At 70.8% G+C, this 23,808-nt stretch carries 24 protein-coding genes; 15 read left to right on the top strand and 9 right to left on the bottom strand.

Translation table 11 applies throughout. The features are described from left to right. Positions 1-7: 7 nt before the first annotated feature. The 6 genes from JUB11_RS17290 (at position 8) to JUB11_RS17265 (ending at position 4,393) form a co-directional block, all read left to right on the top strand. On the top strand, positions 8-466 hold the full coding sequence (locus JUB11_RS17290; RefSeq protein ID WP_207459815.1) for a dihydroneopterin aldolase: 459 nt from the start codon (positions 8-10) through the stop codon (positions 464-466). Beyond that, positions 466-1,161 carry an aspartate/glutamate/uridylate kinase gene (locus JUB11_RS17285; protein ID WP_207459814.1) on the top strand — a complete coding sequence of 232 codons (696 nt, stop codon included), beginning with the start codon at positions 466-468 and terminating at the stop codon, positions 1,159-1,161. Before JUB11_RS17290 ends, JUB11_RS17285 begins: the two co-directional genes overlap by 1 nt. Further along, positions 1,154-2,590, top strand: a complete 1,437-nt coding sequence (locus JUB11_RS17280) for a DUF6513 domain-containing protein (protein ID WP_207459813.1) — start codon at positions 1,154-1,156, stop codon at positions 2,588-2,590. Before JUB11_RS17285 ends, JUB11_RS17280 begins: the two co-directional genes overlap by 8 nt. A gap of 3 nt (positions 2,591-2,593) precedes the next feature. Further along, positions 2,594-3,163, top strand: a complete 570-nt coding sequence (locus tag JUB11_RS17275) for a DUF447 domain-containing protein (RefSeq protein ID WP_207459812.1) — start codon at positions 2,594-2,596, stop codon at positions 3,161-3,163. Continuing rightward, positions 3,160-3,954, top strand: coding sequence for a (5-formylfuran-3-yl)methyl phosphate synthase (locus tag JUB11_RS17270; RefSeq protein ID WP_348771457.1), 795 nt, complete (start codon positions 3,160-3,162; stop codon positions 3,952-3,954). Before JUB11_RS17275 ends, JUB11_RS17270 begins: the two co-directional genes overlap by 4 nt. Positions 3,955-4,024: 70 nt before the next feature. Continuing rightward, the gene (locus JUB11_RS17265; RefSeq protein ID WP_207459811.1) at positions 4,025-4,393 is read left to right on the top strand and encodes a cytochrome c family protein; all 369 of its coding nucleotides are present in this window, start codon (positions 4,025-4,027) and stop codon (positions 4,391-4,393) included. Between the two features lie 95 nt (positions 4,394-4,488). Here JUB11_RS17265 and JUB11_RS17260 read toward each other — a convergent pair whose 3' ends face one another. Beyond that, a complete protein-coding gene (locus JUB11_RS17260; protein WP_247887125.1) occupies positions 4,489-6,708 on the bottom strand; it encodes an amylo-alpha-1,6-glucosidase in 2,220 nt (739 codons plus the stop codon). A gap of 34 nt (positions 6,709-6,742) precedes the next feature. Beyond that, positions 6,743-7,831, bottom strand: coding sequence for a glycosyltransferase family 4 protein (locus JUB11_RS17255; protein WP_207459810.1), 1,089 nt, complete (start codon positions 7,829-7,831; stop codon positions 6,743-6,745). Positions 7,832-8,073: 242 nt separating this feature from the next. Between JUB11_RS17255 and JUB11_RS17250 the strand changes: the two genes are divergently transcribed. Both JUB11_RS17250 and JUB11_RS17245 read left to right on the top strand, forming a co-directional pair. Next, positions 8,074-8,274, top strand: coding sequence for a hypothetical protein (locus tag JUB11_RS17250; RefSeq protein ID WP_207459809.1), 201 nt, complete (start codon positions 8,074-8,076; stop codon positions 8,272-8,274). Between the two features lie 249 nt (positions 8,275-8,523). After that, positions 8,524-9,009, top strand: a complete 486-nt coding sequence (locus JUB11_RS17245; RefSeq protein WP_207459808.1) for a hypothetical protein — start codon at positions 8,524-8,526, stop codon at positions 9,007-9,009. Positions 9,010-9,054: 45 nt separating this feature from the next. Here the strand turns inward: JUB11_RS17245 and JUB11_RS17240 are convergent, their stop codons facing one another. From JUB11_RS17240 to JUB11_RS17210, 7 genes are all read right to left on the bottom strand, one after another. Next, on the bottom strand, positions 9,055-10,023 hold the full coding sequence (locus tag JUB11_RS17240; RefSeq protein WP_207459807.1) for a PQQ-dependent catabolism-associated beta-propeller protein: 969 nt from the start codon (positions 10,021-10,023) through the stop codon (positions 9,055-9,057). A gap of 55 nt (positions 10,024-10,078) precedes the next feature. Next, positions 10,079-11,323, bottom strand: a complete 1,245-nt coding sequence (locus JUB11_RS17235; RefSeq protein ID WP_207459806.1) for an ABC transporter substrate-binding protein — start codon at positions 11,321-11,323, stop codon at positions 10,079-10,081. 226 nt (positions 11,324-11,549) lie between these two features. Beyond that, entirely contained in the window at positions 11,550-12,320 is a 771-nt protein-coding gene (locus JUB11_RS17230) for a formylmethanofuran dehydrogenase subunit C (RefSeq protein ID WP_207459805.1), read from the bottom strand. Beyond that, the gene (gene fhcD / locus JUB11_RS17225) at positions 12,317-13,216 is read right to left on the bottom strand and encodes a formylmethanofuran--tetrahydromethanopterin N-formyltransferase (RefSeq protein ID WP_207459804.1); all 900 of its coding nucleotides are present in this window, start codon (positions 13,214-13,216) and stop codon (positions 12,317-12,319) included. The genes JUB11_RS17230 and fhcD overlap by 4 nt, the downstream gene beginning before the upstream one ends. Then, on the bottom strand, positions 13,210-14,877 hold the full coding sequence (locus JUB11_RS17220) for a formylmethanofuran dehydrogenase subunit A (protein ID WP_207459803.1): 1,668 nt from the start codon (positions 14,875-14,877) through the stop codon (positions 13,210-13,212). Before JUB11_RS17220 ends, fhcD begins: the two co-directional genes overlap by 7 nt. Next, positions 14,871-16,112, bottom strand: a complete 1,242-nt coding sequence (locus JUB11_RS17215) for a formylmethanofuran dehydrogenase (RefSeq protein WP_207459802.1) — start codon at positions 16,110-16,112, stop codon at positions 14,871-14,873. Before JUB11_RS17215 ends, JUB11_RS17220 begins: the two co-directional genes overlap by 7 nt. A 97-nt stretch (positions 16,113-16,209) precedes the next feature. Then, entirely contained in the window at positions 16,210-16,587 is a 378-nt protein-coding gene (locus JUB11_RS17210) for a 4a-hydroxytetrahydrobiopterin dehydratase (protein WP_207459801.1), read from the bottom strand. 158 nt (positions 16,588-16,745) lie between these two features. Between JUB11_RS17210 and JUB11_RS17205 the strand changes: the two genes are divergently transcribed. The 7 genes from JUB11_RS17205 to fae all read left to right on the top strand — a co-directional run bounded on the left by JUB11_RS17205 (position 16,746) and on the right by fae (position 23,214). Next, complete coding sequence (locus tag JUB11_RS17205; RefSeq protein WP_207459800.1) at positions 16,746-17,738, top strand: beta-ribofuranosylaminobenzene 5'-phosphate synthase family protein; 993 nt, start codon at positions 16,746-16,748, stop codon at positions 17,736-17,738. Positions 17,739-17,818: 80 nt separating this feature from the next. Next, positions 17,819-18,706 (top strand): NAD(P)-dependent methylenetetrahydromethanopterin dehydrogenase, encoded by an 888-nt coding sequence (locus tag JUB11_RS17200; protein WP_207459799.1) that lies wholly within the window; start codon positions 17,819-17,821, stop codon positions 18,704-18,706. Beyond that, positions 18,690-19,874, top strand: a complete 1,185-nt coding sequence (locus tag JUB11_RS17195) for an ATP-grasp domain-containing protein (protein ID WP_348771456.1) — start codon at positions 18,690-18,692, stop codon at positions 19,872-19,874. Before JUB11_RS17200 ends, JUB11_RS17195 begins: the two co-directional genes overlap by 17 nt. Next, the gene (gene mch, locus JUB11_RS17190) at positions 19,871-20,860 is read left to right on the top strand and encodes a methenyltetrahydromethanopterin cyclohydrolase (RefSeq protein WP_207459798.1); all 990 of its coding nucleotides are present in this window, start codon (positions 19,871-19,873) and stop codon (positions 20,858-20,860) included. Before JUB11_RS17195 ends, mch begins: the two co-directional genes overlap by 4 nt. Further along, positions 20,841-21,788: a RimK family alpha-L-glutamate ligase gene (locus JUB11_RS17185; RefSeq protein WP_247887124.1), complete on the top strand. Its 948-nt coding sequence runs from the start codon at positions 20,841-20,843 to the stop codon at positions 21,786-21,788. The genes mch and JUB11_RS17185 overlap by 20 nt, the downstream gene beginning before the upstream one ends. Next, positions 21,788-22,663, top strand: coding sequence for a triphosphoribosyl-dephospho-CoA synthase (locus JUB11_RS17180; protein WP_207459797.1), 876 nt, complete (start codon positions 21,788-21,790; stop codon positions 22,661-22,663). Before JUB11_RS17185 ends, JUB11_RS17180 begins: the two co-directional genes overlap by 1 nt. 41 nt (positions 22,664-22,704) lie before the next feature. Then, the gene (fae, locus tag JUB11_RS17175) at positions 22,705-23,214 is read left to right on the top strand and encodes a formaldehyde-activating enzyme (protein WP_207459796.1); all 510 of its coding nucleotides are present in this window, start codon (positions 22,705-22,707) and stop codon (positions 23,212-23,214) included. The last annotated feature ends 594 nt before the right edge of the window (positions 23,215-23,808 follow it).

The raw sequence follows: 23,808 nt of genomic DNA, 5'->3' as shown, positions 1-23,808 counted from the left end.
GGAAAGCGTGCCTGATGATCTGCGAACCGGTTACTCTTCGATCCTGGATCTGATGCAGCAGCCAGCGCCCCAGCCGCCGAGCCGAGTGCCGAGCGCCATGCGCCATTACGACCTCACCATCCGCGACTATGTCGGGTTCTTCCGCATCGGCGTGTGGGAGCATGAGAAGGGCCGCACCCAGCGGGTCCGCGTCAACCTGACGGTCAAGGTCGAGCATCCAGAGCGCGCCTTCGCCGACGATCTCAGCACGGTCGTTTCCTACGAGTATCTCATCAACGGCATCCGCGCGCTCCAGACCTCGGATCACATCCAGCTGGTCGAGGTTCTGGCCGAGCAGCTTATGCGCCTGTGCCTGTCCGACCCGCGCGCCGTCCACGCCCGGGTGCAGGTGGAAAAGCTCGACATCGTTCCGGAATCCGCCGGTGTCGGCATCGTGATCGAGGGTGGGCGGGAAGGCCGGCGCTGATGCCTTCCGCGTTTCTGCCTCCCGGCGCCGGGGCGGCGAACGAGACCCGTGCGAATGAACTCTGGGTAGTGAAGCTGGGCGGCAGCCTGTGGGATAGCGCCACGTTGCGCCCCTGGCTCTCCCGGCTGGCTGCCGAACGGCGCGTGCGGATCGTGATCGTGCCCGGCGGCGGTCCCTTCGCCGACGCGGTGCGTCAGGCCCAGCCCCGGCTCGGCATCGGCGACGCGGCGGCCCACCGCATGGCGATCCTCGCCATGGAGCAGTACGCCCACGCGCTGCTCGACCTCGACCCCCGCCTCGTCCCGGCCGCCACCCCGGCCGCCATCGCCGGCGCCGGCCGCACGGCGGTCTGGCTGCCCGCCGCCATGGCGATGGGCGCCGACCTGCCGGCGAGCTGGGACCTGACCTCCGATAGCATCGCCGCCTGGCTCGCCAGGGAGATCGGGGCCGACCGGCTCGTCCTGGTGAAATCCGCCGGTCTTCCGCCCGGCCCGGTGCCGGCAGCCCTCCTGGCGGGGCAGGGCATCGTCGATCCGCTCCTGCCGGACCGCATGGCCGGGCTCTCCGCCGGGGTCTTCTGCGTTGCCCGCGACGATCTCGCCGGCTTCGGCGCGGCGGTGGACGGGCAGGAGCCCTGCGGCACGCGCCTTCTTCCCGATGCCCGTGAAGCAGCCCAAGCAGTCGCCAATGTCTGAAATCACTCCGCCCGCCTCCGCCCCATCCACGCCGGAGCATGTCCTGTTCCTGACCGGCGATCTCGCGGAAGGGCGGCTCCGGCGCGTCCTGGAGTCGATGCAGCCGCTGGGATTCCGGGCGACCGTCGCCAACCTCGGCATCAAGGTGGCGGCACTCGCCACGACGGAGATCGTGCTGCGCCGCCTGGCCTCCACCGAGGGTGCGGACCTCGTGCTGCTGCCCGGCCGCTTCCGGGGCGACCTGGACCGGCTGGAGGCGCATTTCGGGACCCGGTTCGACCGCGGCCCGGACGAGATCGAGGATCTCCCGCAATATTTCCGCCGCCAGGCCCGGCCGCTCGACCTCAGCCGCCACGACACGCTGATCTTCGCGGAGATCGTGGACGCGCCGCGCCTCGACGTCGAGGGCATCGTCGCGCGCGCCGGCACCTTGCGCGGCGAAGGCGCCGACGTGATCGACCTCGGTTGCCTGCCCGACACCGCCTTCCCCCATCTGGAGGAGGCGATCGCCGCCCTGCGCGCGGCGGGCCACGCCGTCAGCGTGGACTCCCTCGCCCCGGACGAGTTGCGCCGCGCCAACCGGGCCGGCGCCGACTATCTGTTGAGCCTGACCGAGGACACGCTGGATCTGGCGGAGGAGGGCGGGGCGGTTCCCGTCCTGATCCCGACCACGCCCCGCGACATGGACAGCCTCGCCCGCGCCATCGAGCGTTTCTCCGCCACGGGCCGGCGCTTCCTGGTCGATCCGATCCTGGAGCCCATCCATTACGGCTTCACCGACTCCCTGCTGCGCTACCGCACGGTGCGGGAGCGCTGGCCGGACGCTGAGATGCTGATGGGGATCGGCAACGTCACCGAACTGACCGACGCCGACACCTCGGGCATCAACGCCATCCTGATGGGGGTGATCTCGGAGCTGCGGATCGGCGCCGTCCTGGCGGTGCAGGTCAGTCCGCACTGCCGCCGCGCCGTGCGCGAGTTCGACGTGGCCCGCCGCCAGTTCTTCGCCGCGCGCGAGGCGCAGGCCATGCCGCGCGGCTTCGGCGAGGGGCTGCTCTGCCTGCGCGACCGCAAACCCTTCCCCAACGCGCCCGAGCAGATCGCCGAGACGGCGGCCATGATCCGCGACCGCAACTACCGGATCGAGGCGTCGCGCGACGGAATCCACCTCTACAACCGCGACGGCCATCATGTCGCCACGGATCCGTTCGATCTTTTCCCGAAGCTTGAACTGGAGGGCGACGTGGGCCATGCCTTCTACCTGGGTGTCGAACTGGCGCGGGCGCAGATCGCCTGGCAGCTCGGCAAGCGCTACACCCAGGACAACGAGCTTCGCTGGGGCGTGGCGGTCGATTCGCCGCGCGAGGACGAGGCCGCCTTCCACGCCATGGGACCGACGCGCCGCGACCGCGGCAAGAGGACGCCGTAAGAGATGCCGCTGATCCGCGAAACCGTCATCACCACGCGCGGCCCGGACGGCCGCCCGCACATCGCGCCCATGGGCGTGACGGTGGAGGGTGACCGCTACATCCTGGCGCCCTTCCGCCCGTCCCGCACGCTCGACAACATGCTCGCCACGCGCTGCGCGGTGGTGAACTACACCGACGAGGTCCGGGTGATCGCCGGTTGCGTCAGCGGCCGCAAGCGCGACTGGCCCCTGCGCGACGCCCGGCACGTTACCGCCCCCATCCTCGACGGCACGCTCTCCCATGAGGAGATCGAGGTGGTCGAGGTGGAGGAGGACGAGATCCGCCCCCGGCTGGTCTGCCGCGTGATCCATGGCGAGAACCACCGTCCCTTCCTGGGCCTCAACCGCGCCCAGGCCGCCGTCGTCGAGGCGGCGGTGCTCATCAGCCGCCTGCACATGCTGCCGGCCGAAAAGATCGACGCGGAGATCGCCTACCTCACCATCGCCATCACCAAGACCGCCGGCCCTGCCGAGCAGGAGGCCTGGGACTGGCTGATGGAGCGGATCGCCGCCTGGCGCGAGGCCAACCCGTGACCCACGCCATCCGCACGGGCTGGCTCGCCAGCGTCGCCGACGAGGCGGAGATCGCCTTTGTCCGCGCCGCCCGCCCGGACATCCTCGACCTGAAGGACCCGTCCCGCGGCGCACTCGGCGCCTGGCCGGCGGAGCGCGTCGCCGCCGTGGTCCGATCCCTTGCGGACGATGCCGCCCGGCCGCGCCTCAGCGCCACCATCGGCGACCTGCCCATGGAGCCGGTCGCCATGCTCGCCGCCGCGCGCGCCATGGCCGCGACCGGGGTCGATTACGTCAAGGCGGGGATTGCCCCGGCCGGGCCGGAGGGCGGCGACCCGCTCGCCTGCCTGGAGGCGCTGGGCAGCCTCGCGGCGGATGGGGTGCGGCTGGTCGCCGTCTTCTTCGCCGACCTCTGGCCCGGCCGGACGCCGCTGGAGGCCGCCGCCCGCGCCGGCTTCGCGGGCGTCATGCTGGACACGGCGACGAAAGGTCGCAGCCTGCGCGAAGGGCGCGGGCATGAGGGACTGACTACATTCGTGGAGGAGGCCCGGGCGCTCGGCCTGATGAGCGGGCTCGCCGGGTCGCTCCGCCTGCCGGACATCGCGCCGCTCCGGGCGGCCGGTGCCGACTATCTGGGATTCCGGGGGGCCTTGTGCGGCGCCCGCGGCCGCACCGGGGCGATCGACCCCACGGCGGTCGCGCGGGTGGCCGCGGCCATGACGGCGGCGCTGCCCGCCTCGGGTGCCTCCTCGGGAACGGGCGCGTCCCGCGGGCCTTTCCACAAGGGCTTCAGCGCGGAGGCCCGGGCGTAGCGTCGCGCGGAAGCCACCATCCGCACGTCTCGTGTGTTAGCCAAGCATATCCAAGAAAGGGAATCCAACCATGAGCAAGATCACCCTGGCCGCCGCGACCCTCGCGCTCGCCGTGACCTTCGCCCCGCAGGCGATGGCGCAGGACGCCGCCGCCGGCGAGAAGGCCTTCCGCGCCTGCGCCGCCTGCCACACGGTCGAGGCCGGGAAGAACAAGGCCGGCCCGCACCTGGCCGGCGTCGTCGGCCGCAAGGCCGCAGCGGTCGAGGGCTTCAGCTACTCCAAGGCCCTCCAGGAGTCCGGCCTGACCTGGGACGAGGCGACGCTGGACAAGTGGCTGGCCGACCCGAAGGGCACCGTGCCCGGCAACAAGATGGTCTATGCCGGCCAGAAGAACGAGCAGACCCGCAAGGACCTGATCGCCTATCTCGCCTCCAAGTGATCCGGACCTCCTGTAAGGGAGGCTCCTGTTGAAGAAGCCGCGCCGTCCCCATGGGGCGGCGCGGCTTCTTGTTCCTTTGAGCCGGACCTTCCGGGTCAGCTCAGGACGGCGACCGTCACCTCTCCCCGGCGTGCCAGCGGACGGACCACGACGCCGTCCCCATGACGCCGCACCAGCAGGTCCAGCGATGCGTCGCCGAGCCGCAGGTTGCGCAGCACGACCTCGTCCAGGAAGGCCGGCAGGGACGGCCGCTCCAGCTGGACCCGTTTTTCCCGAGGCTGGAAGCGCAGGCCCAGCGCCGCCTGAAGCAGGGCAAAGGGCGTTGCCGCCGCCCAGGCCTGCGGGATGCAGGCGACCGGATAGGCCGTCGGCCCCGTCGCGCGCCGCCGGGGAAAGCCGCAGAACAGTTCCGGCAGGCGCCGCAGGTCCATGTGCATCGAGGCGGCGAAAAGGCCCTCGAACAGCCGGGCCACCGCCTCCTGGTGGCCGTAGCGGGAGAAGCCCAGCGCGATCAGCGCGTTGTCGTGCGGCCAGACCGACCCGTTGTGATAGGACATCGGGTTGTAGCGGGCGCTGCCCACGGCGGCCGTGCGGATGCCCCAGCCGGAGAATCCGGCCGGGCTCATCAGGCCCTCCACCACCCGCGCCGCCCGGTCGGGCGAGGCGATGCCGGTGAACAGCGCGTGGCCGGCGTTGGAGCTGCGCACCCGGCAGGGCGCCTTGTCCCCGTCCAGCGCCAGGGCGTAGCTGCCGATCTCCTCGCACCAGAAACGCTCCTCGAAGCGGCGGCGCAGCGCCTCCGCCTCGTCCTCCAGCGCCTCGGCCCGCTCCGGGCGTTCCAGCTCCCGCGCGATGGCGGCGGCGGCGCGTTTGCCCGCGAAGACGTAGCCCTGCACCTCGCACAGCGCGATGGGGCCGGCGGCAAGCCGTCCGTCTGCGTGAAAAACGGAATCATAGCTGTCCTTCCAGCCCTGATTGGCCAGCCCCTCCTTCGTGCGGCGGCCATACTCGACGAAGCCGTCGCCGTCGCGGTCCCCGTACCGGTCGATCCAGCCCAACGCCGCTTCGATGTGCGGCCAGAGCGCCATCAATGTGTCCAGGTCGCCCGTGCGCTCCAGATAGGCGCCGGCCAGCATCAGGAAGAGCGGCGTGGAATCGACGCTGCCGTAATAGCGTCGGAAGGGCACCTCGCCCAGCTCGGCCATCTCGCCGTCGCGCATTTCGTGCAGGATCTTGCCCGGCTCGGCATCGGCGGCCGGGTTCTCCTCGGTGGCCTGGTGGTCCGCCAGGAAGCGCAGCACGCCGCGCGCCACCTCCGGGTCCATCCAGAGCATCTGGAAGGCGGTGATGATGCCGTCCCGCCCGAAGGGCGTGCTGAACCAGGGGATGCCTGCGTAGGGGTAGGGACCGCCCGGCTTGTCGGTCATCAGCATGTAGAGGTCGGCCACCGACCGCCGCGCGGCCTCGTTGAAGATCTCGTTCGAGGTCGTCACCGAGGCCGCGCGGGAGGAGGATTGGCGCAGCGCGCGCCGCGCATCCCGGATCGCCAGGGTAAAGGCCTCCCGCACGGGCCGGGTGGGCTCCCCGGCGTTGCAGGCGGCCTCGACGTGCAGCACGGCCCGGCCCTGGGCCGGAACCTCCAGTTCGAAGACTGCGCTGCCGTCGGTCAGCAGCACCGGCGCAGGATCGAAGCGCAGCCGCGTCGTCCGCCGCCGCCCGTCCAGCCCCGTGTAGGCGAGCAGCACCGTGTCGTGCCCGCGGACCGGCGCGTGTGTCTGCCCCCGGCGCTCGCGGCGGGAGCCCCGCACCTCGAACAGGTCGGCGAAGTCCGCCGCGAAGGTCAGCTCCAGCCGCAGCCGTTGCGCGCGGTCGGAATAGTTGCGGATGCGCAGCCGCTCGTGGCAGCCCCCCTCCCACAGGAACTTCAGCCGCCGGATGTTGATCAGATCGCGCTCGAGCACGACCCGCCCGTCCTGCATCAGGTCGGGGTTGGTCAGGTCGCAGATCAGGGCGGCGTTGTCCTCCCGCAGGGTGGAGGTCAGCAGCATCGGGCGCTGGCCGCCGATGGTCAGGGCGAAGTGCGAGAGGTGGCGCGTGTTCTCGTGGAACAGCCCCTCCGGGCTGCCGGGGCCGGAGGAGACGTCGCCGTTGTGGTCGAACAGGGCAAAGCTGTCGCCGTGCTTCAGCGTGCGGGGCCGGCGCTCCTGGAGGGAGGCCGTGGCGGGAATGTAGAATTGCGGGATACCCACCCCCACGGCGTCCGGAACCGGCCCGGACGGCGGCATGGCGGAAGGGGCCGCGATGGAATTCGGCATGGAAATCTCCCTTGCAGGGGCGTCCGTGCGGGCCTCAGGCGGCCACCTCCAGCGACAGCTCCGGATGGCGCGTCGGCTGGGGCGGCAGGACGCCGGCGCCTCCGAGCCTCCGGTAGATGTCGACATAGTCGCCGGCCATGCGTTCCACCGAGAAGCGGCGCTCGAACATGGCCCGGACCTCCGCCCGATCCAGCTCGTCGAGGCGGTCCAGCGCGGCCACGGCCTGATCGATGTCCTCCACCACATAGCCGGTGACGCCGTGGTCGATCACCTCCGGAACCGATCCTCGGCCGAATGCGATCACCGGCGTGCCACAGGCCATGGCCTCGATCATGACCAGCCCGAAGGGCTCGGGCCAGTCCACGGGGAAGAGCAGGGCGCGCGCGCCGCCGAGGAAGGAGGCCTTTTCGGACTCCCGGATCTCGCCGATGAACTCCACCTCCGGCGCGTTGCGGATCATGGGTTCGACCACCGTCTCCCAGTAGGGTCGGTCGGCCTTGTCGATCTTGGCCGCGATCCTCAGCGGCAGGCCGGCTCGCCTGGCGATCTCGATGGCGCGGTCCGGCCCCTTCTCCGGCGAGATGCGCCCCAGGAAGGCGAGATAGCCCTCGCGCGGCTCGGGCGAGAAGGACAGGAGGTTCCTCGGCAGCCCGTGATACACCGTCCCTGCCCAATTGACCGGTGGCATCGGCCGGCGCTGGTCGTCGGAGATGGACACCAGGGGCATGTCCGGGAAGGCGCGGTAGAGTGGCCGCAGGTCCGGCAGGTCCAGCCGTCCGTGCAGCGTGGTCACGGTGCGGCCGGCGATGTCGCGGAACAGGGGGAAATGCAGATAGTCGATGTGGAAATGCAGGACGTCGAAATCGGCGGCGCGGCGGCGAACCTGCTCCAGCATCATCGTGATGTAGGGAAGCGGATCCTGCACCCGCGGGTTCAGCCGCAGGGCTGTGTCGCAACAGGGAACCAGTTCCGCCGAGGTGATCGAGTCCGCGCTGGCGAACAGAGTCACCTCGTGGCCCTGCCGGACCAGCTCCTCGGTCAGATAGGAAACGATGCGCTCGGTCCCCCCGTACAGCTTGGGCGGGACCCGCTCGATCAGCGGTGCGATCTGCGCGATCTTCATCAGCAACACCCCTCGTGAAAGCAAGCATCGGCAATGAAGTCAGGCCTTCCGGCGCCTGGGCGGAACCTCCCCGCCCGGGCGCCGGAGCGCGCGAGATTTAGGAGCCTTTCGCGGGTGCGCAAGAGCGGGCAGGGATGTCACGAACAGGCAGGCAACTCCTACGGACGTGTGCGATTGCTGCGGTATGCCACAATTTGCAACGGCATCTTCACGGCAACGGCATACTGCCGCATTCTCCTCCCATGCCCGACCGCCATGCCCCTCCGCCCGCATCGCGCTATGCCACCCGCCCGGACCAGGACGGGCGGTGGAGCGTCGTGGACCGCGAGACCGGCGTGTACGCGCAGGCCGCCGGCCGCTGGCTGACGGGGCTGTCCCGGTCGCAGGCGGAGGTGTGGGCGGCCAGCTTCAACGTGACGGAAGCGTTGCGGGCCGAAGGGTGACCGCGCGGACGCCGTCCACGGCCTTTCCGCAGCCATCAACCTCTTGACATCCTTCCAGAAAATCCCAAATCCCCCGCCGCCGGACGCCCCTTCGGCGCGGGTCCGGCACGGTTCGTCGTGCGGCGTGCGCCCGATTCCTGGGATGGGCGCGGCGCCGCCAGGCTATCGCTCCACGGAGGTTGCCATGCGCAGGACGTCGGTTTGGGGACGCACCGCCGCTCCCCCCTCCCGTAAGGGGGAGGCGCGGTCATGATGATCATCGCACAGCTCATCGGCATGACCGCCGCCAACGCGGCGCGGCGTGCCTCGCGCGAGGAGGTGGCGGCCGGCATCCTGGCCGGGCTGCACCGCACCCGCGCCATCCTGGACGAGCAGCTCGGCTACATGGCGGCGCGCGTGTTCGACGACGGAGTCCGGGAATTCCTGATCGTGAACCGCCTGCGGCGCGGCCCTTCGGAGGCCCCCGCAACGCTTCCGGCCGAGGGCGGCGCGCAGACGCAAGCGCGCCGCGTCGCCGTGACGATGTTCGAGGACATCGTCGGCTTCTGCGCGACGCTCCCCGGCCCCTCGCCGGTGGTGACGCTCGCCGGAGGCGTGGCCCCGGCGCTGCTATCGCAGCTGGCGGAGCTGATGGGCGGGCTGCCCGACGCGGACGAGCTGCTGGCGCGGGTCGGCGCGCCGGAGGCACGGGAGGGGGCGGAGGAGCCGGACCCCGCCGTCATCCGCATTCACTGACCCATGGGAACCGGAGGGGCCGGCACCAGCCCCTCCACTCAGGCGTCAGGGCTTCACCACCACGCCCCAGGGCGCGCCGCCCACAGGGATACTCTTGATCACGCGGTCCTTTTCCAGGTCGATGACCGACAGGTCGTTGCTGACGCCGTTGGTCGTGTAGAGCCGCTTTTCGTCCGGCGAGAAGGCGAGGTTCCAGACGCGCTGCCCGACGAGGTGGTACTTGGTGACCTCCATCGTCTCGGGATTCACCTCCGCCACGCGGTTGGACGGGCCGAGCGCCACGAACACCCGCTTGCCGTCCTTGGTCATGGCGATGCCGACCGGCTGGATGGCCTCGCGCTTCACGCCGCGGACCTCGAAGCCGATCTTCCTGACGATCTGCTTGGTCGCCGCGTCGATCACGGCGACGGTCCCGCCGATCTCCGACGACACCCACACATGCTTGCCGTCGCGCGTGAACTGCGCGACGCGCGGGCGCGCGTCCACCAGCACGTTGCCGACGATCTCGTGCCGCTCAGCGTCGATGAAATGCGCCATGTTGGTCGTCTCGGAGGTGTTCACCAGCAGGCTGCCGTCGGGGCTCAGCGCCATGCCCTCCGGCTCGACGCCGACCTGGATGTCGCCGATGACCTTCTTGGATTCGGTGTCCACGACCGACACCATGTTGTCGTCCTCGTTCGCGACGTAGAGCCGGCGCTTGTTCGGGTCCAGCACGAACAGCTCCGGATCGGGGCCGGAGGGCAGCCGGTCCACCACCTTGCGGCTGGCGATGTCGATCACGTCGATGCGGTTGTCGTCGCCGACGCACACGTAGAGCCGCGTGCCGTCATGGTTGAAGGTGATGCCGCGCGGGCGCCGGCCGACCTTGATGCGGTCCGTGATGGCGAGCTTCTCGCCGTCCACCACGGTGACCGTGTTGTCCTTCTCGTTGGTGACGTAGATCGTCTCGGCCGCCGCCGGCGCCGCCATGCCGATCAGGAGGCCCGCGGTGGCAAGAAGTCGGAATCGGAACATGGGTTGAGCCTTCCTCGGAATGGCGATGGGAATGGCGATGGGGATGACCGTGCGTTCAGCGCGCCTTGCGGCACTTGCTCTCGGGGGCGTCGTCGCCGAGCGTGTCCAACAGCGAGTTCTGGTGCAGGAACCCCTCCTGCGGGGAGACGGAGACCAGCATGCGCGGGCCGGCGATCAGGACCGGCTGGCGGAGCTGCCCGTCCCAGTCGCGATAGGTGAAGGGCGGGCCCTTGAAGCCGGCCAGCTCGAACTGCGGAGATCGGACGAAGGCCGCGATGGCCGCCGGGTCGCCCGACGCGGTGCGGGTCGCCGCCTCGCCGACGCTGCGCACGGCCAGCCAGGCGGCGTAGTCGCGCGCGGTCATCCAGCGGCCCGCCAGCCGCTCGAACCGGTTGTGCATCTGGGTGGCGCCCCACTGCTCGTTCACCCGCGCCCAGGCGGTGGGGGTGTAGCCCTGCGTGCCGGCCACCGGGCGCGGCAGCCAGGTGTGCCCGTCCAGATACTCGCCGAACTGGTCGGTCTCGTCGGCGACGATCAGCACGTCATGGTCGCGCAGCTGCGTGGCGACGGGGATCTCCGACTGGATCGTCACCAGCCCGGTGTCGGTGCGCCGGTTGCCCGACGTGTCGAAGGTCCAGGCCTTCTCCTCCACGATCCTGGCCCCAAAGCGCTTGGCGGTGCGGCGCACCGCCTCGGCGTAGAGCTTGTCCTCCGGCGCCGGGCCGACGATCAGCGCCCAGTTGACCCATTTCTTCCAGACCAGATACTGCCCCAGCGCGTCGGTCAGCATGCGCCGGCTGGGGATCGTGTGCAGCAGGTTGGCCCGGCACCCCTCGTTGCGCAGCGCGTCGTCCGGTGCGCGGCTGTTGAACAGCAGCAGCCCCGCCGCCTCCGGCAGGGCCGCCACCTTCGCCAGCGCCTCCGCCGGGAGGTCCAGCACCACCAGCCGGACGCCGTCCGCCGCGAGGCTCCTCAAGCCCTCCGCCGGGTCGCCGTCGCGCGGCACCACGGTTTCCACCAGTTCAAACTTCTGGTTGGTGAAGCGCCCCGTCGTGTTGTTGTCGGCCAGCGCCAGCCGCGCCCCCTGGACGCCCTCGTCGGTCAGTTCCGGCTCCAGGAAGGTCAGGGGGATGCGCGGGTCCTCCTCCTGCGACAGGTAGCCGATCCGCACGGCCTGTGCCGCGGCGGGCTGGGAGGCGGCCGGCGCCTGGCCCTGCGCCGGGAACTGGAGCGCCAGGGGCAGGCCGAGCCCGAAGGCGGTGGCGAGCAGCGCCCCCAGGAGCGCGCGGCGGGTGGTCATGGTTTCCTCCCTTGCCGGCCCTCGGCCGGCGGGTCTTCCGGAGACTCGGGGTCCAGTTCCCTCTCCCCTCCGGGGAGAGGAAGGGGCCCAAGCCGCTAGGCTTGGGAAGGTGAGGGCCGGCGTCCGAAGGACGCCGCAAAGGAGCCCAGGGGCTCCTTTGCCTGGATTTGCACCCTCACCCTGACCCTCTCCCGGGGCGGGAGAGGGAATCACTGCCCTTCCTTCCCTACGGCAGCACCAGGATCTCGCCCAAGCCATGTTCGGCGAGGTTGCCGATGTAGCGGCGGGAGCGGCCCAGCGTGCGGGCGGCGAGCCAGCCGCCCGTTTCCGCGAGGTAGGACTGGAGCAGCCGCAGGAAGACCCAGTCGCGGATGCCCGCATCGACGAAGCCGACCGGCAGGCTCGCCGGCTCGGTGCCGAGGATCAGGCTGCCGCGCCGCATGCCGAAGCCGGGGCGCGGGCCGCAGCCGCCAGCGACCGCGACGGTGCCGGCGGTCATGAAGGCGCCGCAGTCGGCACCCACGCTCCCATCGATCACGATGGTGCCGCGCCGCAGCCGTTCGCCCACCCGGTCCCCGGCGTCGCCGGACAGCAGGATCAGCCCGTTGCGCATGCCCTTCGTCTCGCCGGGCAGCACGCCGCCCAGCCGGTTTCCGGCGTTGCCGCGGATGCGCAGCGTGCCGCCGGACATCTGGGCACCGGCGAGGTCGCCGACGTCGCCCTCCACCTCGATCAGCCCCTTGCCCATGCGGGCGCCGACGCGGTCCAGCACGGCGCCGCCGGACCGGATCAGGAGGCTGCCTTCGGCACCACCCGTCTCCGTCGCAAGGGTCTTGACGTTGAACAGCTCGCCCAGCGGCACGGGGCCGCCGGCGGTCGCCAGCGGGATGCGGGCGATCTCCTCCGGGCCGAGGCCGGCGATCCGTTCGGGCAGCAGGTCCGACAGGTCGGCGCGGACGCCGGCCTCGCCGCGGAAGCTCAGCGCGACGCCGCTCATGACATCACCTCATGCAGGTGAAAGTGGAACTTGCCGAGCTTGCCACCGTAGTTGCCGGCGGTGATCTCGATCACGCCGTTCTCGGCGCCGAGGCCGGTCACGGCCGTGATGCCGGCGCGCATGGCCGCACGGATCGACGCTTCGTCCAGCCCGTCCAGCACGATCTCCAGCACCGCCTCGACGTTCTCCGCGAGCTGCGTCTTCGGCTCCACTGCGCGGAGCGTCGGGCAGTAGGCGGTGTTGGTGGAGGCGATCAGCGCCTTGTACTTCGACCCGACCTTCGATCCCGACCGCACGACGCCGCCGGGGAAGGGCATGATCACGCCGGGCATGCCGCGGATGGCCGCCACCGCGACCTCCGCCGCGCGCAGGCACTGGCGGTGGCTCGCCGCCGCGATCAGGAAGTTGCCGCCGCCGATCGCGTCGACCACGGCCACCTTGTCCTCGCAGACGAACTCGCCGTCCATCACCGGCACGCGCCAGAAGCGGCGGTCGCCGAACTTCTTGGAAATCTGGAAGCCGTCGCCGAAATAGCGCAGCCCGTTGCCCAGCGCGATCATGCGCCCCTCCCTCAGGCCGGCGTAGCAGGCCGAACCGGGGGAGGTCATGATGCACTGGCCGACGCGGCGGGCGACGTGCTTGGCCACCTCGTCGCGCGACATGGCGAAGATCAGGACCGAGGCGCCGGGGCGCCCGTCCGGCGTCTCCTCCGGCGCCAGGATCCGCTCCACCGCCGCCTCGCAGCCGCAGCCGATGACCGAGGTGGCGAAGCCCGTCATGCTGGTCACCGCCGCCGACACCCATTCCGGCGTCTCGGCGGTCACGATCAGCCGCGTGGCCCTCATGCCGAAGGCCTCGGCGAAGGTTTCCACGATGGTCACGCCGTTGATCAGCATCCGTCCCCCCGCGCGTTGCAGGCGTGGCGGACGAGGCCCTGCCCGTTGCGGATCTCGTCGTCCTTGATGCGGAAGGTGTCGATGTTGACCCCCATCCGCTCGTCGAAATACTTCGCCAGCCGGCGCTCGATCAGGTTGTCGTACCCCGGCCGCACCGTATGGGTGAAGCCCTGCACGACCGACACGATCTCGCCCGCCCGCACGATCACCTGGCCATTCTTGAAGACGAGATCCGGCTTCTCGAACATGGCGGCACGGTTCGGCTGGTCGGTGTAGACCACCACGTCGCCGATGGCGCCGACGCCGAGATGGCCGCGGTCCTCCAGCCCCAGGATGCGGGCCGGGGCCGCGCGCGTCATGGTGGCGATGTCGGCCAGCGTGTATTCCCGCGCGATGGAGCCCAGCGTGGTGTGGGCCGGCGCGTCGGGGTGGATCTCCGCCAGCTTGGACAGGCGGTAGTCGCGGTCCATCAGCAGCCGGATCAGCTCCGGGTAGAAGGTGAAGGGCGCGCCGTTCGGGTGGTCGGTCGTCAGGAAGACGCGCCACGGGTCGTCGAGCAGCAGGAACAGCTCCAGCCCGATCGCCCATTGCAGGGCGTTGACGTAGGACTTGTCGCGGTACTTGAAGGGCACCACGCCGCAGCCGGCCTCGCACTCGATGTCCATCGACACCCACTTGCGCGGGCTGCCCACGGCGGCGGTGCCGCGCTGGGTCCCGACGTCGGCGGACGCCGTAACGGTCTGGCCGAACAGCACCTGCCCGATGTCCACGGACAGCAGCGGCGAGCGGTTCACCGCCTCGGCGATGGCCGCCGCACCGGAGGAGAACTTGCGGTCGCCCTCCGTGCCGTAGCTGTGGAACTGTATGTGGGTCATGTGGATCGGCAGGCCCGACGTCGCCTGGATCGTCTCCAGGGTCGTTGCCACGTTGCCGGGGACGCCCAGGTTGCAGCCGTGGACGTGCAGCGGGTGCGGCACGCCGAGGTCATGCACCGCGCGGGCCAGCGTCGTCACGATGTCGCGCGGCGTCAGCCCGTAATGCGGACCCTGCTCGTCCAGGTCCAGCTTGCGCTGGTTGAACTTGAAGGCGTTGATGCCGCCGGGATTCACCACCTTGATGCCGAGGCTCTGCGTCGCCTCCAGCATCCAGCCGACATAGTCGTTCACCGCCGACTGGCCGGCGCCCGACGCCATCAGGTCGAGCAGGAAGTCGTCGTTGCCCAGCACCAGGTAGCCGCCGGTGTCGAGCATCGGGATGTCGGCCATCTCCAGGTGGGTGTGGCGCGCGTTCATGCCGAGCATCGCCGGCTCGAAGGCGGCGGTGAAGCCCATCTCGGCGTAGCGGTAGCCGGTCGTCAGCGTGGAGGGCGTGGCGATGCCGCTGCCGCAGCCGCACAGGCCGTGCGCCGGGTGGACGTGGGCGTGGTGCTCCTCCGACATCAGCATGCGGGCGATGTTCAGCTTGCCGCCCGCGATGTGGCTGTGGATGTCCGTCGCCCCGGCCATCACGATCCGGCCGGAGAGGTCGTGGGTTTCGTCCGGCTTGGCGCCCGGCCCCGGATCGGCGACGATGCGCCCGTCCCGGATCCAGATGTCGCCGGTCACGTCGACGCGGCCGTTGGCCGGGTCGAACAGGCGTCCGCCCGCGAGTTTGATCAGCATGCGGGGGCCTCCGTCAGGCTCGCGCCGATGCGGTCCAGCACGTCGGCGGCGCGCGGCAGGCCGCGGTCGATCAGCGCGCGCGCGTGCAGCGCCAGCACGCTGTCGGAGCGGAACACGTCGCCGGCATGGTCGATGCCGGGCGTGCCGACCGGGATGAACACATCAGGCTCCTTGTCGAATGTCGTCTCCGGCGTCGCCAGCGCCACCACCGGGCCCTTGGCCCTGGCGATATCGGCGGCCGGCGTCTCGTGCCGGAAGCTGGAGATCCACAGCACGGCGTCCGACCCGGGCAGGCGCCGGGCCCAAGACATGGCGTCGGGGTCGTGGCTCAGCAGCCCGCCCGCGAAGCTGGTGCGCAGGGGGAAGCCCGTGCGCCAGACGCAGGCGTAGTTGGCGCCGGCCAGATTGTCGGTGCCGGACAGCGGCAGGCCGGAACAGCGGGTGGTGGTGTCCACCGTGCGGACCAGACGGACGATGCTCTCCACCGTCAGGTCGCTGGCCTCGCCGCCGAACATGCCGGCGGCCCAGACCACCACCGCGTAGCGCGCGGTGAGCAGCCGGCGGCCGAGATCGACGAACGCCTCCGTCCCGCTCCCGTCCAGCGCCAGGCGCAGCGCCGTGACGGAATCGTTGATCCCGGCGCCCTCGGCCACCGTTTCCGGCGCGCCCCCCAGGTCGTCGATGGTCTTGGGTTCCGGCGTGCCGCCGAGGAAGACCACCTGCCGGCGGCTGCCCTCCGGCAGCAGGGCCGGGGCGGGGGCGACCCAGCGCTCCCAGAAGCGGGGGTAGGAGGCCACCGGATCCGGCCCGACCACCAGGATCAGGTCGGCGCGGTTGCGCACCTCCGCGAAGGTGGTCACGGTCCAGCCGAGCCGCTGGAGCACCGCGAGATTGCGGAACAGACCTTCGGAATGGCGGTGATCGACGGTCGCCCCGATGCGGTCGGCCAGCGACAGCGCGGCGAGCACGCCAGCCACGTCGGTCTGCATGCCGGCGATCAGCGGCGCGCGGCGCCCCGCCAGGTGCCGGGCGGCCGCCGCGACGGCCTCCTCCAGGCTGGCGGGGGCGCCGCCGACGCGCGGGCCGGAGCCGGGCGAGGCGGAGCGTTGGAACAGGCTGTCCGCCTGCGGGCAGCCGGTCGGCTGCGGCGTGATGCCGGTCTCCGTGCGCTCGATCGCGATGTCATCGCAACCGAGCCCACAGAAGGGGCACACGGCGTTCTTGGTGAGGGCCATGGGCGTGTTCTGCGTCTTTCGGATCAGGCGTGTGTCGGGACCGAATCCATGCGGGGCCGCGCCGCGGCGGCCGTCCGGACTCCGGTCCCGTCGGGTCTCAGTCGTATTTGACGTAGGAGAATCGCAGGTCGTCGCGCGGCGTGCCTTCCAACGCGCCGCCCTCGGCCCCCGGCTGCCACTGCACGACCTCCTCGATCTTGCGGGCGAGCTGGAAGTCCTTCTCCGTGATCCCCTTGGCGGAATGGGTCATCAGCCGCACCTCGACCCAGGCGTAGGACACCGTCATGTCGGGATGGTGCCAGGCGGCCTCGGCCAGATGCCCGACGGTGTTGACCACCATCAGGGTGCCCTTCCAGCTGCTGGTCTTGTACTTGCGCCGGATCCAGCCGTCCTTGAGGGCCCATTTGGGCAGCTCCTCGCGCAGACGGCGCTCGACCACATCCTCGGCGAGAGGCTGTTCCTTCTCGTCGGACATTATGACCCTCCCATTTTGCCGCCCCGGACCATCCTGTCCGGAACCCTTTGGCCCGAAACCCCTTCTTCAGGGTCTGGCCGGGCCTTTTGGATTGTAGAGCGGATTTTGATTTTCGTTCACGCTATCATGCGACCGGGAGGATACGCAAAAAGGAAAGAATGATGGATGGTCTGAACCGGATACCGGAGGTTCGGGTGCGCGCGGCGGCGCGGTTGCATGCGGGGTTCCTCGACCTCAACGGCGACCTCGGGCGCCGGTTCGGCAGCATCGGAATCACCCTCGATCGTCCCGCCACGGTGGTCCGCGTCCGGCACGCCGAGGCGCTAAGCGTCGCCGGCCCCTCCGCCGAGCGCGCGCGCCGTTGCGTCGAGCGGCTGTGCGAGACCGAAGGATTTTCCCGCCGCGTCGAGCTGACGGTGGAAGAGGCGATCCCGGAGCATGCCGGGCTCGGCTCCGGCACGCAGATGGACCTCGCGGTCTCCACCGCCCTGTCGCTGCTGAACGGCCGCCCGGCCACCGCGCGCGACCTCGCCCGCAAGGTGGAGCGCGGCGCGCGCTCCGGCATCGGGCTCGGCGCCTTCCAGCAGGGCGGCGTGCTGCTCGACGGCGGGCGCGGGCCGGGCGACGACCCGCCGCCGGTCATCGCCCGCGCCGACTTCCCCGAGGACTGGCGCCTGCTTCTGGTGATGCACGACGACGATGTGCGCGGCCTGCACGGCACCGCCGAGGTGGACGCCTTCCGCCGCCTGCCGCCCTTCCCGGCGGAGAAGGCGGCGCATCTCTGCCGGCTGATGCTGATGGTGGCGCTGCCGGCGCTGGCCGAGCGCGACGTGAACCGCTTCGGCGGGGTGATCGGCGAGCTTCAGCGCACGGTCGGCGACCATTTCGCCCCGGCCCAGGGCGGCCGCTTCACCAGCCCGCTGGTGGCCGACGCCATCGGCTGGCTGGAGTCCGAGGGCATCCCCGGTGTCGGCCAGAGCAGCTGGGGGCCGACCGGTTTCGCCATCGTCGGCGGCGCGGCGGAGGCCGAGCGGCTGGCGGATGCGGCACGATGCCGCTGGGCGGGCGAGCCCTTGAAGTTTCTGGTTTGCCGTGGTTCCAACACGGGAGCCAGCATCGAAGGCGCCGACCTCGGCGCCGTGACGGTCTAGCCTACACCGCAGCCGCGGCACCCCGGAGACCGCTCCGGGGAGGACCGCGGAAAGAAAGAAATTTGGGAGGATCTAGAAGAATGGCTGCGCCATACGTCCTGCACATGATGACCCCGCTGGCGAACGTCAGCCCCTTCGACGTCAACATGGCGGCGGACGCGGGGATATCGATCATCGTCCCCTACACCAACATCACCCAGAAGGACATCGTCGGCCTGACCCAGGACGCCATGTTCTCGCGCGACCCGCGCAACGCGGTGCGCACCGGCATCTTCATCGGCGGGCGCGACGCCTCGATGGCGCTGGACATGATGGACGCGGCGAAGAAATCGATGTTCCCGCCGTTCCAGATCTCCGTCTTCGTCGATCCCTACGGCTCCTTCACCACCGCCGCCGCCATGATCGCGGTGGTCGAGCAGGCCCTGCGCAAGACCGGCACGGAAAGCCTGAAGGGGCTTGAGGTGCAGGTCTACGGCGCCACCGGCGTCGTCGGCGGCATCGTCGGGCTGATCGCCGCCCAGGCCGGCGCCAACGTCACGCTGGTCAGCCACCGCGGCGCCGAGGCGATCCAGGGCAAGGCCGACGATTTCGGTCGGCGCTATGGCGTCAAGCTCAACTGCGTGGACATGAAGACCGAGGGCAAGGAGAACCTGCTGGCCAAGGCCGAGGTGGTGCTCTGCGCCGCCGCCGCCGGCGTGCAGGTGCTGAGCAAGCAGGAGCTGGAGGGTGCCACCAAGCTCCGCGTCGCCGCAGACATCAACGCCGTCCCGCCGCTCGGCATCGAAGGGGTGGACGTCCACGACAACGGCGTGGCGCTGCCCCACGGTGTCGGCGTCGGCGCGCTCGCCATCGGCAACGTGAAGTTCAAGGTGCAGCACGCCCTGCTGAGCCGCATGCAGGAGGCCACCAAGGCCGTGTACCTGGATTTCCAGGACGCGGTGGAAACCGCCCGTGGCCTCACCGCCTGAGAGCGAGGCCGGGCAGGGCGCCGCCCTGGAGCTAGGGGCTCCGCCGGACCTGCTGATCGCCGCCGTCTCGGCGCGCATGCTCGCGGCTGCGAGCCGGCGCGCCGGCTGGCAGGCCGCGGCGCTCGACCTCTTCGCCGACACCGACACGCGGGCACTCGGTTCTTGCGCGCGGGTCGAGGCGGCGGGGGAGGGGCTGCGCTTCGACGGCTGGTCCCTGCTCGCCGCCGCGCGGGCGCCGGAACGGCGGGGCCTGCCGCTGGTCGCCGGCACGGGTTTCGAGGAGGACACGGACCTGCTCGCCGCCCTTGCCGAGGGGCGCCCGCTGCTCGGCAACGCGCCCGAGGTGGTGCGGCGGGTCAAGGATCCGTTCGTCCTCGCCGAAACCCTGCGGCGCCTCGGCGTCCCGCACCCGCCCGTCGCCAGGACCAATCCGGGCAAGGGCGGCTGGCTGCGCAAGCGGGCCGGCGGCAGCGGCGGCTGGCACATCCGGCCCGCCGAGGACGACGCGTTGGAGGGCGAGATGGCGGAGCCCGGCAGCTATTTCCAGCGCCGCCAGACAGGCGAGCCGGTGTCGCTGCTGTTCCTGGCCGACGGGACGCGCGCCCTGCCGGTCGGGTTCAGCGCGCAATGGACCTGCCCGGCGCCGGAATCGCCCTTTCGCTACGGCGGGGCCGCCGGGCCGCTGGTCCTGCCGGACTGGCTGTCCGGGCTGCTGTCCGGCTGGGTCGCGCGGGTCACCGCCGCCTTCGGGCTGCGCGGGCTGAACGCGGCCGACTTCCTGGTCGAGGGCGACCGCGCCTGGCTGGTCGAGGTGAACCCGCGGCCGAGCGCCACGCTGGAGATCTTCGATCGCGATCCGATGCCGCCGCTCCTGGCCCTGCACGCGGCGGCGTGCGCCGGCGACCTGCCGGATGCCCTGCCGCCGTTGCCGGGCGCGCGTGCGGCCGGTATCCTCTACGCCGAGCGGACAATGACGGTTCCCGACGGCCTCGACTGGCCCAACTGGACCGCTGACCGGCCCGGCCCCGGCCCGATCCAGGCCGGCGCCCCGGTTTGCACCGTCACCGCGGACGGAGCGACGTCCGCCGCCGCGCGAACTTCCCTGATGGACCGGATGGACGGGCTGCGCGCCCGCCTCGCGGGCCTTTTCGAAACGGAGACAGGATGATGGACCGCCCCAGCCTTTCCGCGCTTTCCGCGCCGCTCGCCGCGGCCCTGCTGCGCGACGCCGCCCGGCTGCGGCTCGGCGTGCAGACCGTGGCCGGCGCCACGGTCATCGACGCCGGCAAGGCGCATCGCGGCGGCATCGAGGCCGGCCGGCGCATCGCCGAACTCTGCCTCGGCGGGCTCGGCACCGTGACCGTCCAGACCGACCCGGCCTCCGCCGTGCGGCCCTTCGCCGTCACGGTGCACAGCGGCGACCCGGTGCTCGCCTGCCTCGGCAGCCAGTACGCCGGCTGGAGCCTCGACCACAAGGACGAGAACGGTTCCTTCTTCGCGCTGGGCTCCGGCCCCGGCCGGGCGCTCGCCCGCAAGGAGGCCCTGTTCGAGGAGCTGGGCTACCAGGATTCCGGCGACCACGCCGCCTTCGTGCTGGAGGTCGGCAAGGTACCGCCGGCGCCGCTGGTGACCCGCATCGCCGAGACCTGCGGCGTGAAGCCGGAGAACCTGACGCTGGTCCTGACCCCGACCGAAAGCCTCGCCGGCACGGTGCAGATCGTCGCCCGCGTGCTGGAGGTCGCCATGCACAAGGTTCACGCGCTGGGCTTCCCGCTGGAGCGCGTGGTGGACGGCATCGGCACCGCCCCGCTGCCGCCGCCGGGCAAGAACTTCATGCAGGCGATGGGCCGCACCAACGACGCCATCCTGTTCGGCGGCACGGTGCAGATCTACGTCACCGGGCCGGAGGAGGAGGCCGCCAACCTCGCCAAGACCCTTCCCAGCTCCAGCTCGCGCGATTACGGCCGCCCCTTCGAGGAGGTGTTCAAGGCCGTGAACGGCGACTTCTACGCCATCGACTCCATGCTGTTCAGCCCCGGCCGGGTGATCGTCACCGCGCTCGACACCGGGCGCAGCTTCACCGGCGGGCGGCTGGCCCCGGAGATGCTCGACCGCTCCTTCGGCGTCGTGGCCGATGATGCCGCTGGACAGTGACGTGACCGGCCGGCTCGGCGGGCGCCGTGTCCTGGTCCTGACCGAACGTCCGGACTGGCACACGCCGCGCCTGCTCGACGCGCTGGAACGGCGCGGCGTGCCCTATCTCTGCGCCGCCCCGTCGGACTGCGGCCTGGCCGTTGGTCTCGGCGGGACGGGGCTGGCGATCCCCGGCTTCGAGACGGAGCTTCCGGCCGGCGTCTTCGTGCGCGCCATCGGCCGGGGCACCTTCGAGCAGGTGACCCTGCGGCTCGGCGTGCTGCACGCGCTCACGGAGCTGGGCGTGCCGGTCTACAACGGCCCGCGCGCCATCGAACGCTGCGTGGACAAGAGCATCACCAGCTTCCTGCTGGCCCGCGCCGGCCTGCCGACCCCGCCGGCCATCGCCGTGCAGGGCCCCGAGCGGGCCGCGCAGGAACTCCCCCGGCTGGGGGGCGAGGTGGTGGCGAAGCCCCTGTTCGGAGCGCAGGGCCGCGGACTGAAGCGGCTGGAGGAGGCCGCGGACCTGCCGGACGAGGAGGAGATGAGCGGCGTCTACTACCTCCAGCGCTACGTGCCGCCACGGCGCGAGGGCGACTGGCACGACTGGCGCGTCTTCGTGGTGGGCGAGCGGGCGGCGGCGGCGATGGTCCGCCGGGGCCGGAGCTGGATCACCAACGTCCATCAGGGTGCCACCGCCGAGCCGGCCCCGTCCGAGGGGCCACACGCCGATCTCGCCGTCGCAGCCGCGCGCGCGGTCGGGGCGGACTATGCGGGGGTGGACCTGATCCGTGGCGCCGACGGGCGCTGGCAGGTGCTGGAGGTCAACAGCATGCCGGCTTGGCAGGGCCTGCAGAAGGTGACGCCGGTGGACATCGGCGACGCGCTGATCGCCGACTTCACGGAGCGGGTGCTGGGCCTCGCCCCGGCTTCCGCCGTTCCGGCCTGATGGCTGACATCGCGCACGCCTTCACCGCGGCCTGCCACGCGGAGCTGCTAGGGCTGAAGCCCGGCAACGTGCATGTCCACGCCGAAGGGCACGGCATGACGACGCGCGACTTCCTGCGCAGCGCCGAGGTCTCCGCGCCGGAGATCGCGCGGGCGGGTGCGAGCGTGGGGGAGCGCGTGCTGGGCGCCATGCGCGCGACCTGGGACGCGGTGGGCTGCAACACCAACCTCGGCATCCTGCTGCTGGCCGCCCCGCTCGCCGCCGCCGCCGAGCGGGCGGGGCTGGGTGGCGAGGGGGGCGGCGGGCGGGGCGGCCTCCAGGCGGAGGTCCGGCGGGTCCTGGCGGAATTGACGGTCGCGGACGCCGAGGCGGTGTTCGAGGCGATCCGCATCGCCTCGCCCGCCGGGCTCGGCGAAGCCCCCGAGCACGACGTGCGTGGCGCCGCCCGCGTGACGCTGCTGGACGCCATGGTGGCGGCCAAGGGCCGCGACCGCATCGCGGCGCAATACGCCAACGGCTACGCCGACCTCTTCACGGTCGGGGTGGCCCGCGCCCGCGCGCTGCACGCGGCGGAGGTGGAGCCCGGTGCCATGGCCGAATCCGTCTTCCTCGAGTTTCTCACCGCCTTCGAGGACAGCCACGTAGCCCGCAAGTTCGGAGATGCGGCGGCGATGGAGCTTGTCTTGCGCAGCCGCAGCAAGAAAACATCAGTCGAAAGTACTGATTGCAAATTTGAAAAGCGCCGTTTGCTCGCGGAATGGGACCGCGAGCTAAAACAGATGGGGATAAACCCCGGTACCTCGGCTGATCTCACCGTAAACAGCTTGTTTGCGCTTTGGCTTGAGGTTACGATCCCGCCAGTCTCAGCCTGGTAGTCAATTCGGGCAGGACAGATACAACCTTTGGGAGGATTCCTATGGCCAAGATTGATCGCTTGATGGTTGGCGAGTCGCTCGTCGGCGACGGCAACGAAGTCGCTCACATCGACCTGATCATGGGCCCGCGCGGCAGCGCCGCCGAGGCGGCCTTCGCCAACGCCCTGACGAACAACAAGGACGGCTTCACCTCGCTGCTCGCCGTCGTTGCGCCGAACCTGCTCTGCAAGCCGGCCACCGTGATGTTCAACAAGGTCACCATCAAGGGCGCCAAGCAGGCCGTCCAGATGTTCGGCCCGGCCCAACACGGTGTCGCCAAGGCGGTTGCCGATTGCCTCGCCGAAGGCACCATCCCGGCCGACGAAGCCGACAACATCTTCATCTGCGTGGGCGTGTTCATCCACTGGGAAGCCGCCGACGACGCGAAGATCCAGGACTACAACTACCGCGCCACCAAGGAGTCCATCGAGCGTGCCGTCCGCGGTTTCCCGACCGCCCAGGACGTCATCAGCGGCAAGGATTCCGCCAAGCACCCGTTCGCGGCCGGCTGAGGCCCGACGGGGCTTCGGCCCGGTCCAGGGGCGGCGCCACGGTGCCGCCCCGCGCAGTGTTGTTGTCCCGAGAGGGCAGAAGGCCGCCAGGATCTTCTGCCCTCTTGGCGTTTGTGGGCTTACGCGAAGGTCCCGTTGCGCAGGTCTTTTCCTGAGAGTCCTTCCGCGGGCCACTTGAGTTCCGTCCACGGACAGCAACCACGCTTTCCGCCGTCATCCCCGTGGACGCGCTTAGGCGCTAACTTTATCGGCTAACTGACTGAAGCAAGCCTCCGACCACCCCTCCACCGTCATCCCCGCGGAAGCGGGGATCCAGGGCTTCCAACGGTTTCCCTACGGGAAGGGCTGGATTCCCGCTTTCGCGGGAATGACGAAGAGGGAGATTGCAGGCTTCGGCAAAACGGGCCGATGTACAAAAGTTAGCGCCTATGCGCGGACGCGGGGATCCAGAGTTTCCAACGGGTTCGTTTTGGAAAGGACTGGATTCCCGCTCTCAAGCAAACTTCGTTTGCTCTGACGTGGCAGGCGAATGGCAGAGGCATTCGCCAAGAGCGTTTCGCGGGAATGACGAAGAGGGAAGGCGCGGTCCTCGGG

This window comes from Azospirillum sp. SYSU D00513 (assembly GCF_017356015.1).
GTDB lineage: Bacteria > Pseudomonadota > Alphaproteobacteria > Azospirillales > Azospirillaceae > Azospirillum.
This window is presented reverse-complemented; position numbering and strand designations above follow the sequence as displayed.

Coding starts and splice junctions, on each gene's coding strand:
- fae (WP_207459796.1), top strand. CDS start 22,705: ATGGCCAAGATTGATCGCTTGATGGTTGGCGAGTCGCTCGTCGGCGAC.
- JUB11_RS17230 (WP_207459805.1), bottom strand. CDS start 12,320: ATGAGCGGCGTCGCGCTGAGCTTCCGCGGCGAGGCCGGCGTCCGCGCC.
- JUB11_RS17265 (WP_207459811.1), top strand. CDS start 4,025: ATGAGCAAGATCACCCTGGCCGCCGCGACCCTCGCGCTCGCCGTGACC.
- JUB11_RS17185 (WP_247887124.1), top strand. CDS start 20,841: ATGATGCCGCTGGACAGTGACGTGACCGGCCGGCTCGGCGGGCGCCGT.
- JUB11_RS17275 (WP_207459812.1), top strand. CDS start 2,594: ATGCCGCTGATCCGCGAAACCGTCATCACCACGCGCGGCCCGGACGGC.
- JUB11_RS17180 (WP_207459797.1), top strand. CDS start 21,788: ATGGCTGACATCGCGCACGCCTTCACCGCGGCCTGCCACGCGGAGCTG.
- JUB11_RS17210 (WP_207459801.1), bottom strand. CDS start 16,587: ATGTCCGACGAGAAGGAACAGCCTCTCGCCGAGGATGTGGTCGAGCGC.
- JUB11_RS17260 (WP_247887125.1), bottom strand. CDS start 6,708: ATGCCGAATTCCATCGCGGCCCCTTCCGCCATGCCGCCGTCCGGGCCG.
- JUB11_RS17255 (WP_207459810.1), bottom strand. CDS start 7,831: ATGAAGATCGCGCAGATCGCACCGCTGATCGAGCGGGTCCCGCCCAAG.
- mch (WP_207459798.1), top strand. CDS start 19,871: ATGATGGACCGCCCCAGCCTTTCCGCGCTTTCCGCGCCGCTCGCCGCG.
- JUB11_RS17200 (WP_207459799.1), top strand. CDS start 17,819: ATGGCTGCGCCATACGTCCTGCACATGATGACCCCGCTGGCGAACGTC.
- JUB11_RS17215 (WP_207459802.1), bottom strand. CDS start 16,112: ATGGCCCTCACCAAGAACGCCGTGTGCCCCTTCTGTGGGCTCGGTTGC.
- JUB11_RS17245 (WP_207459808.1), top strand. CDS start 8,524: ATGATGATCATCGCACAGCTCATCGGCATGACCGCCGCCAACGCGGCG.
- JUB11_RS17280 (WP_207459813.1), top strand. CDS start 1,154: ATGTCTGAAATCACTCCGCCCGCCTCCGCCCCATCCACGCCGGAGCAT.
- JUB11_RS17285 (WP_207459814.1), top strand. CDS start 466: ATGCCTTCCGCGTTTCTGCCTCCCGGCGCCGGGGCGGCGAACGAGACC.
- JUB11_RS17220 (WP_207459803.1), bottom strand. CDS start 14,877: ATGCTGATCAAACTCGCGGGCGGACGCCTGTTCGACCCGGCCAACGGC.
- JUB11_RS17205 (WP_207459800.1), top strand. CDS start 16,746: ATGATGGATGGTCTGAACCGGATACCGGAGGTTCGGGTGCGCGCGGCG.
- JUB11_RS17250 (WP_207459809.1), top strand. CDS start 8,074: ATGCCCGACCGCCATGCCCCTCCGCCCGCATCGCGCTATGCCACCCGC.
- JUB11_RS17240 (WP_207459807.1), bottom strand. CDS start 10,023: ATGTTCCGATTCCGACTTCTTGCCACCGCGGGCCTCCTGATCGGCATG.
- fhcD (WP_207459804.1), bottom strand. CDS start 13,216: ATGCTGATCAACGGCGTGACCATCGTGGAAACCTTCGCCGAGGCCTTC.
- JUB11_RS17235 (WP_207459806.1), bottom strand. CDS start 11,323: ATGACCACCCGCCGCGCGCTCCTGGGGGCGCTGCTCGCCACCGCCTTC.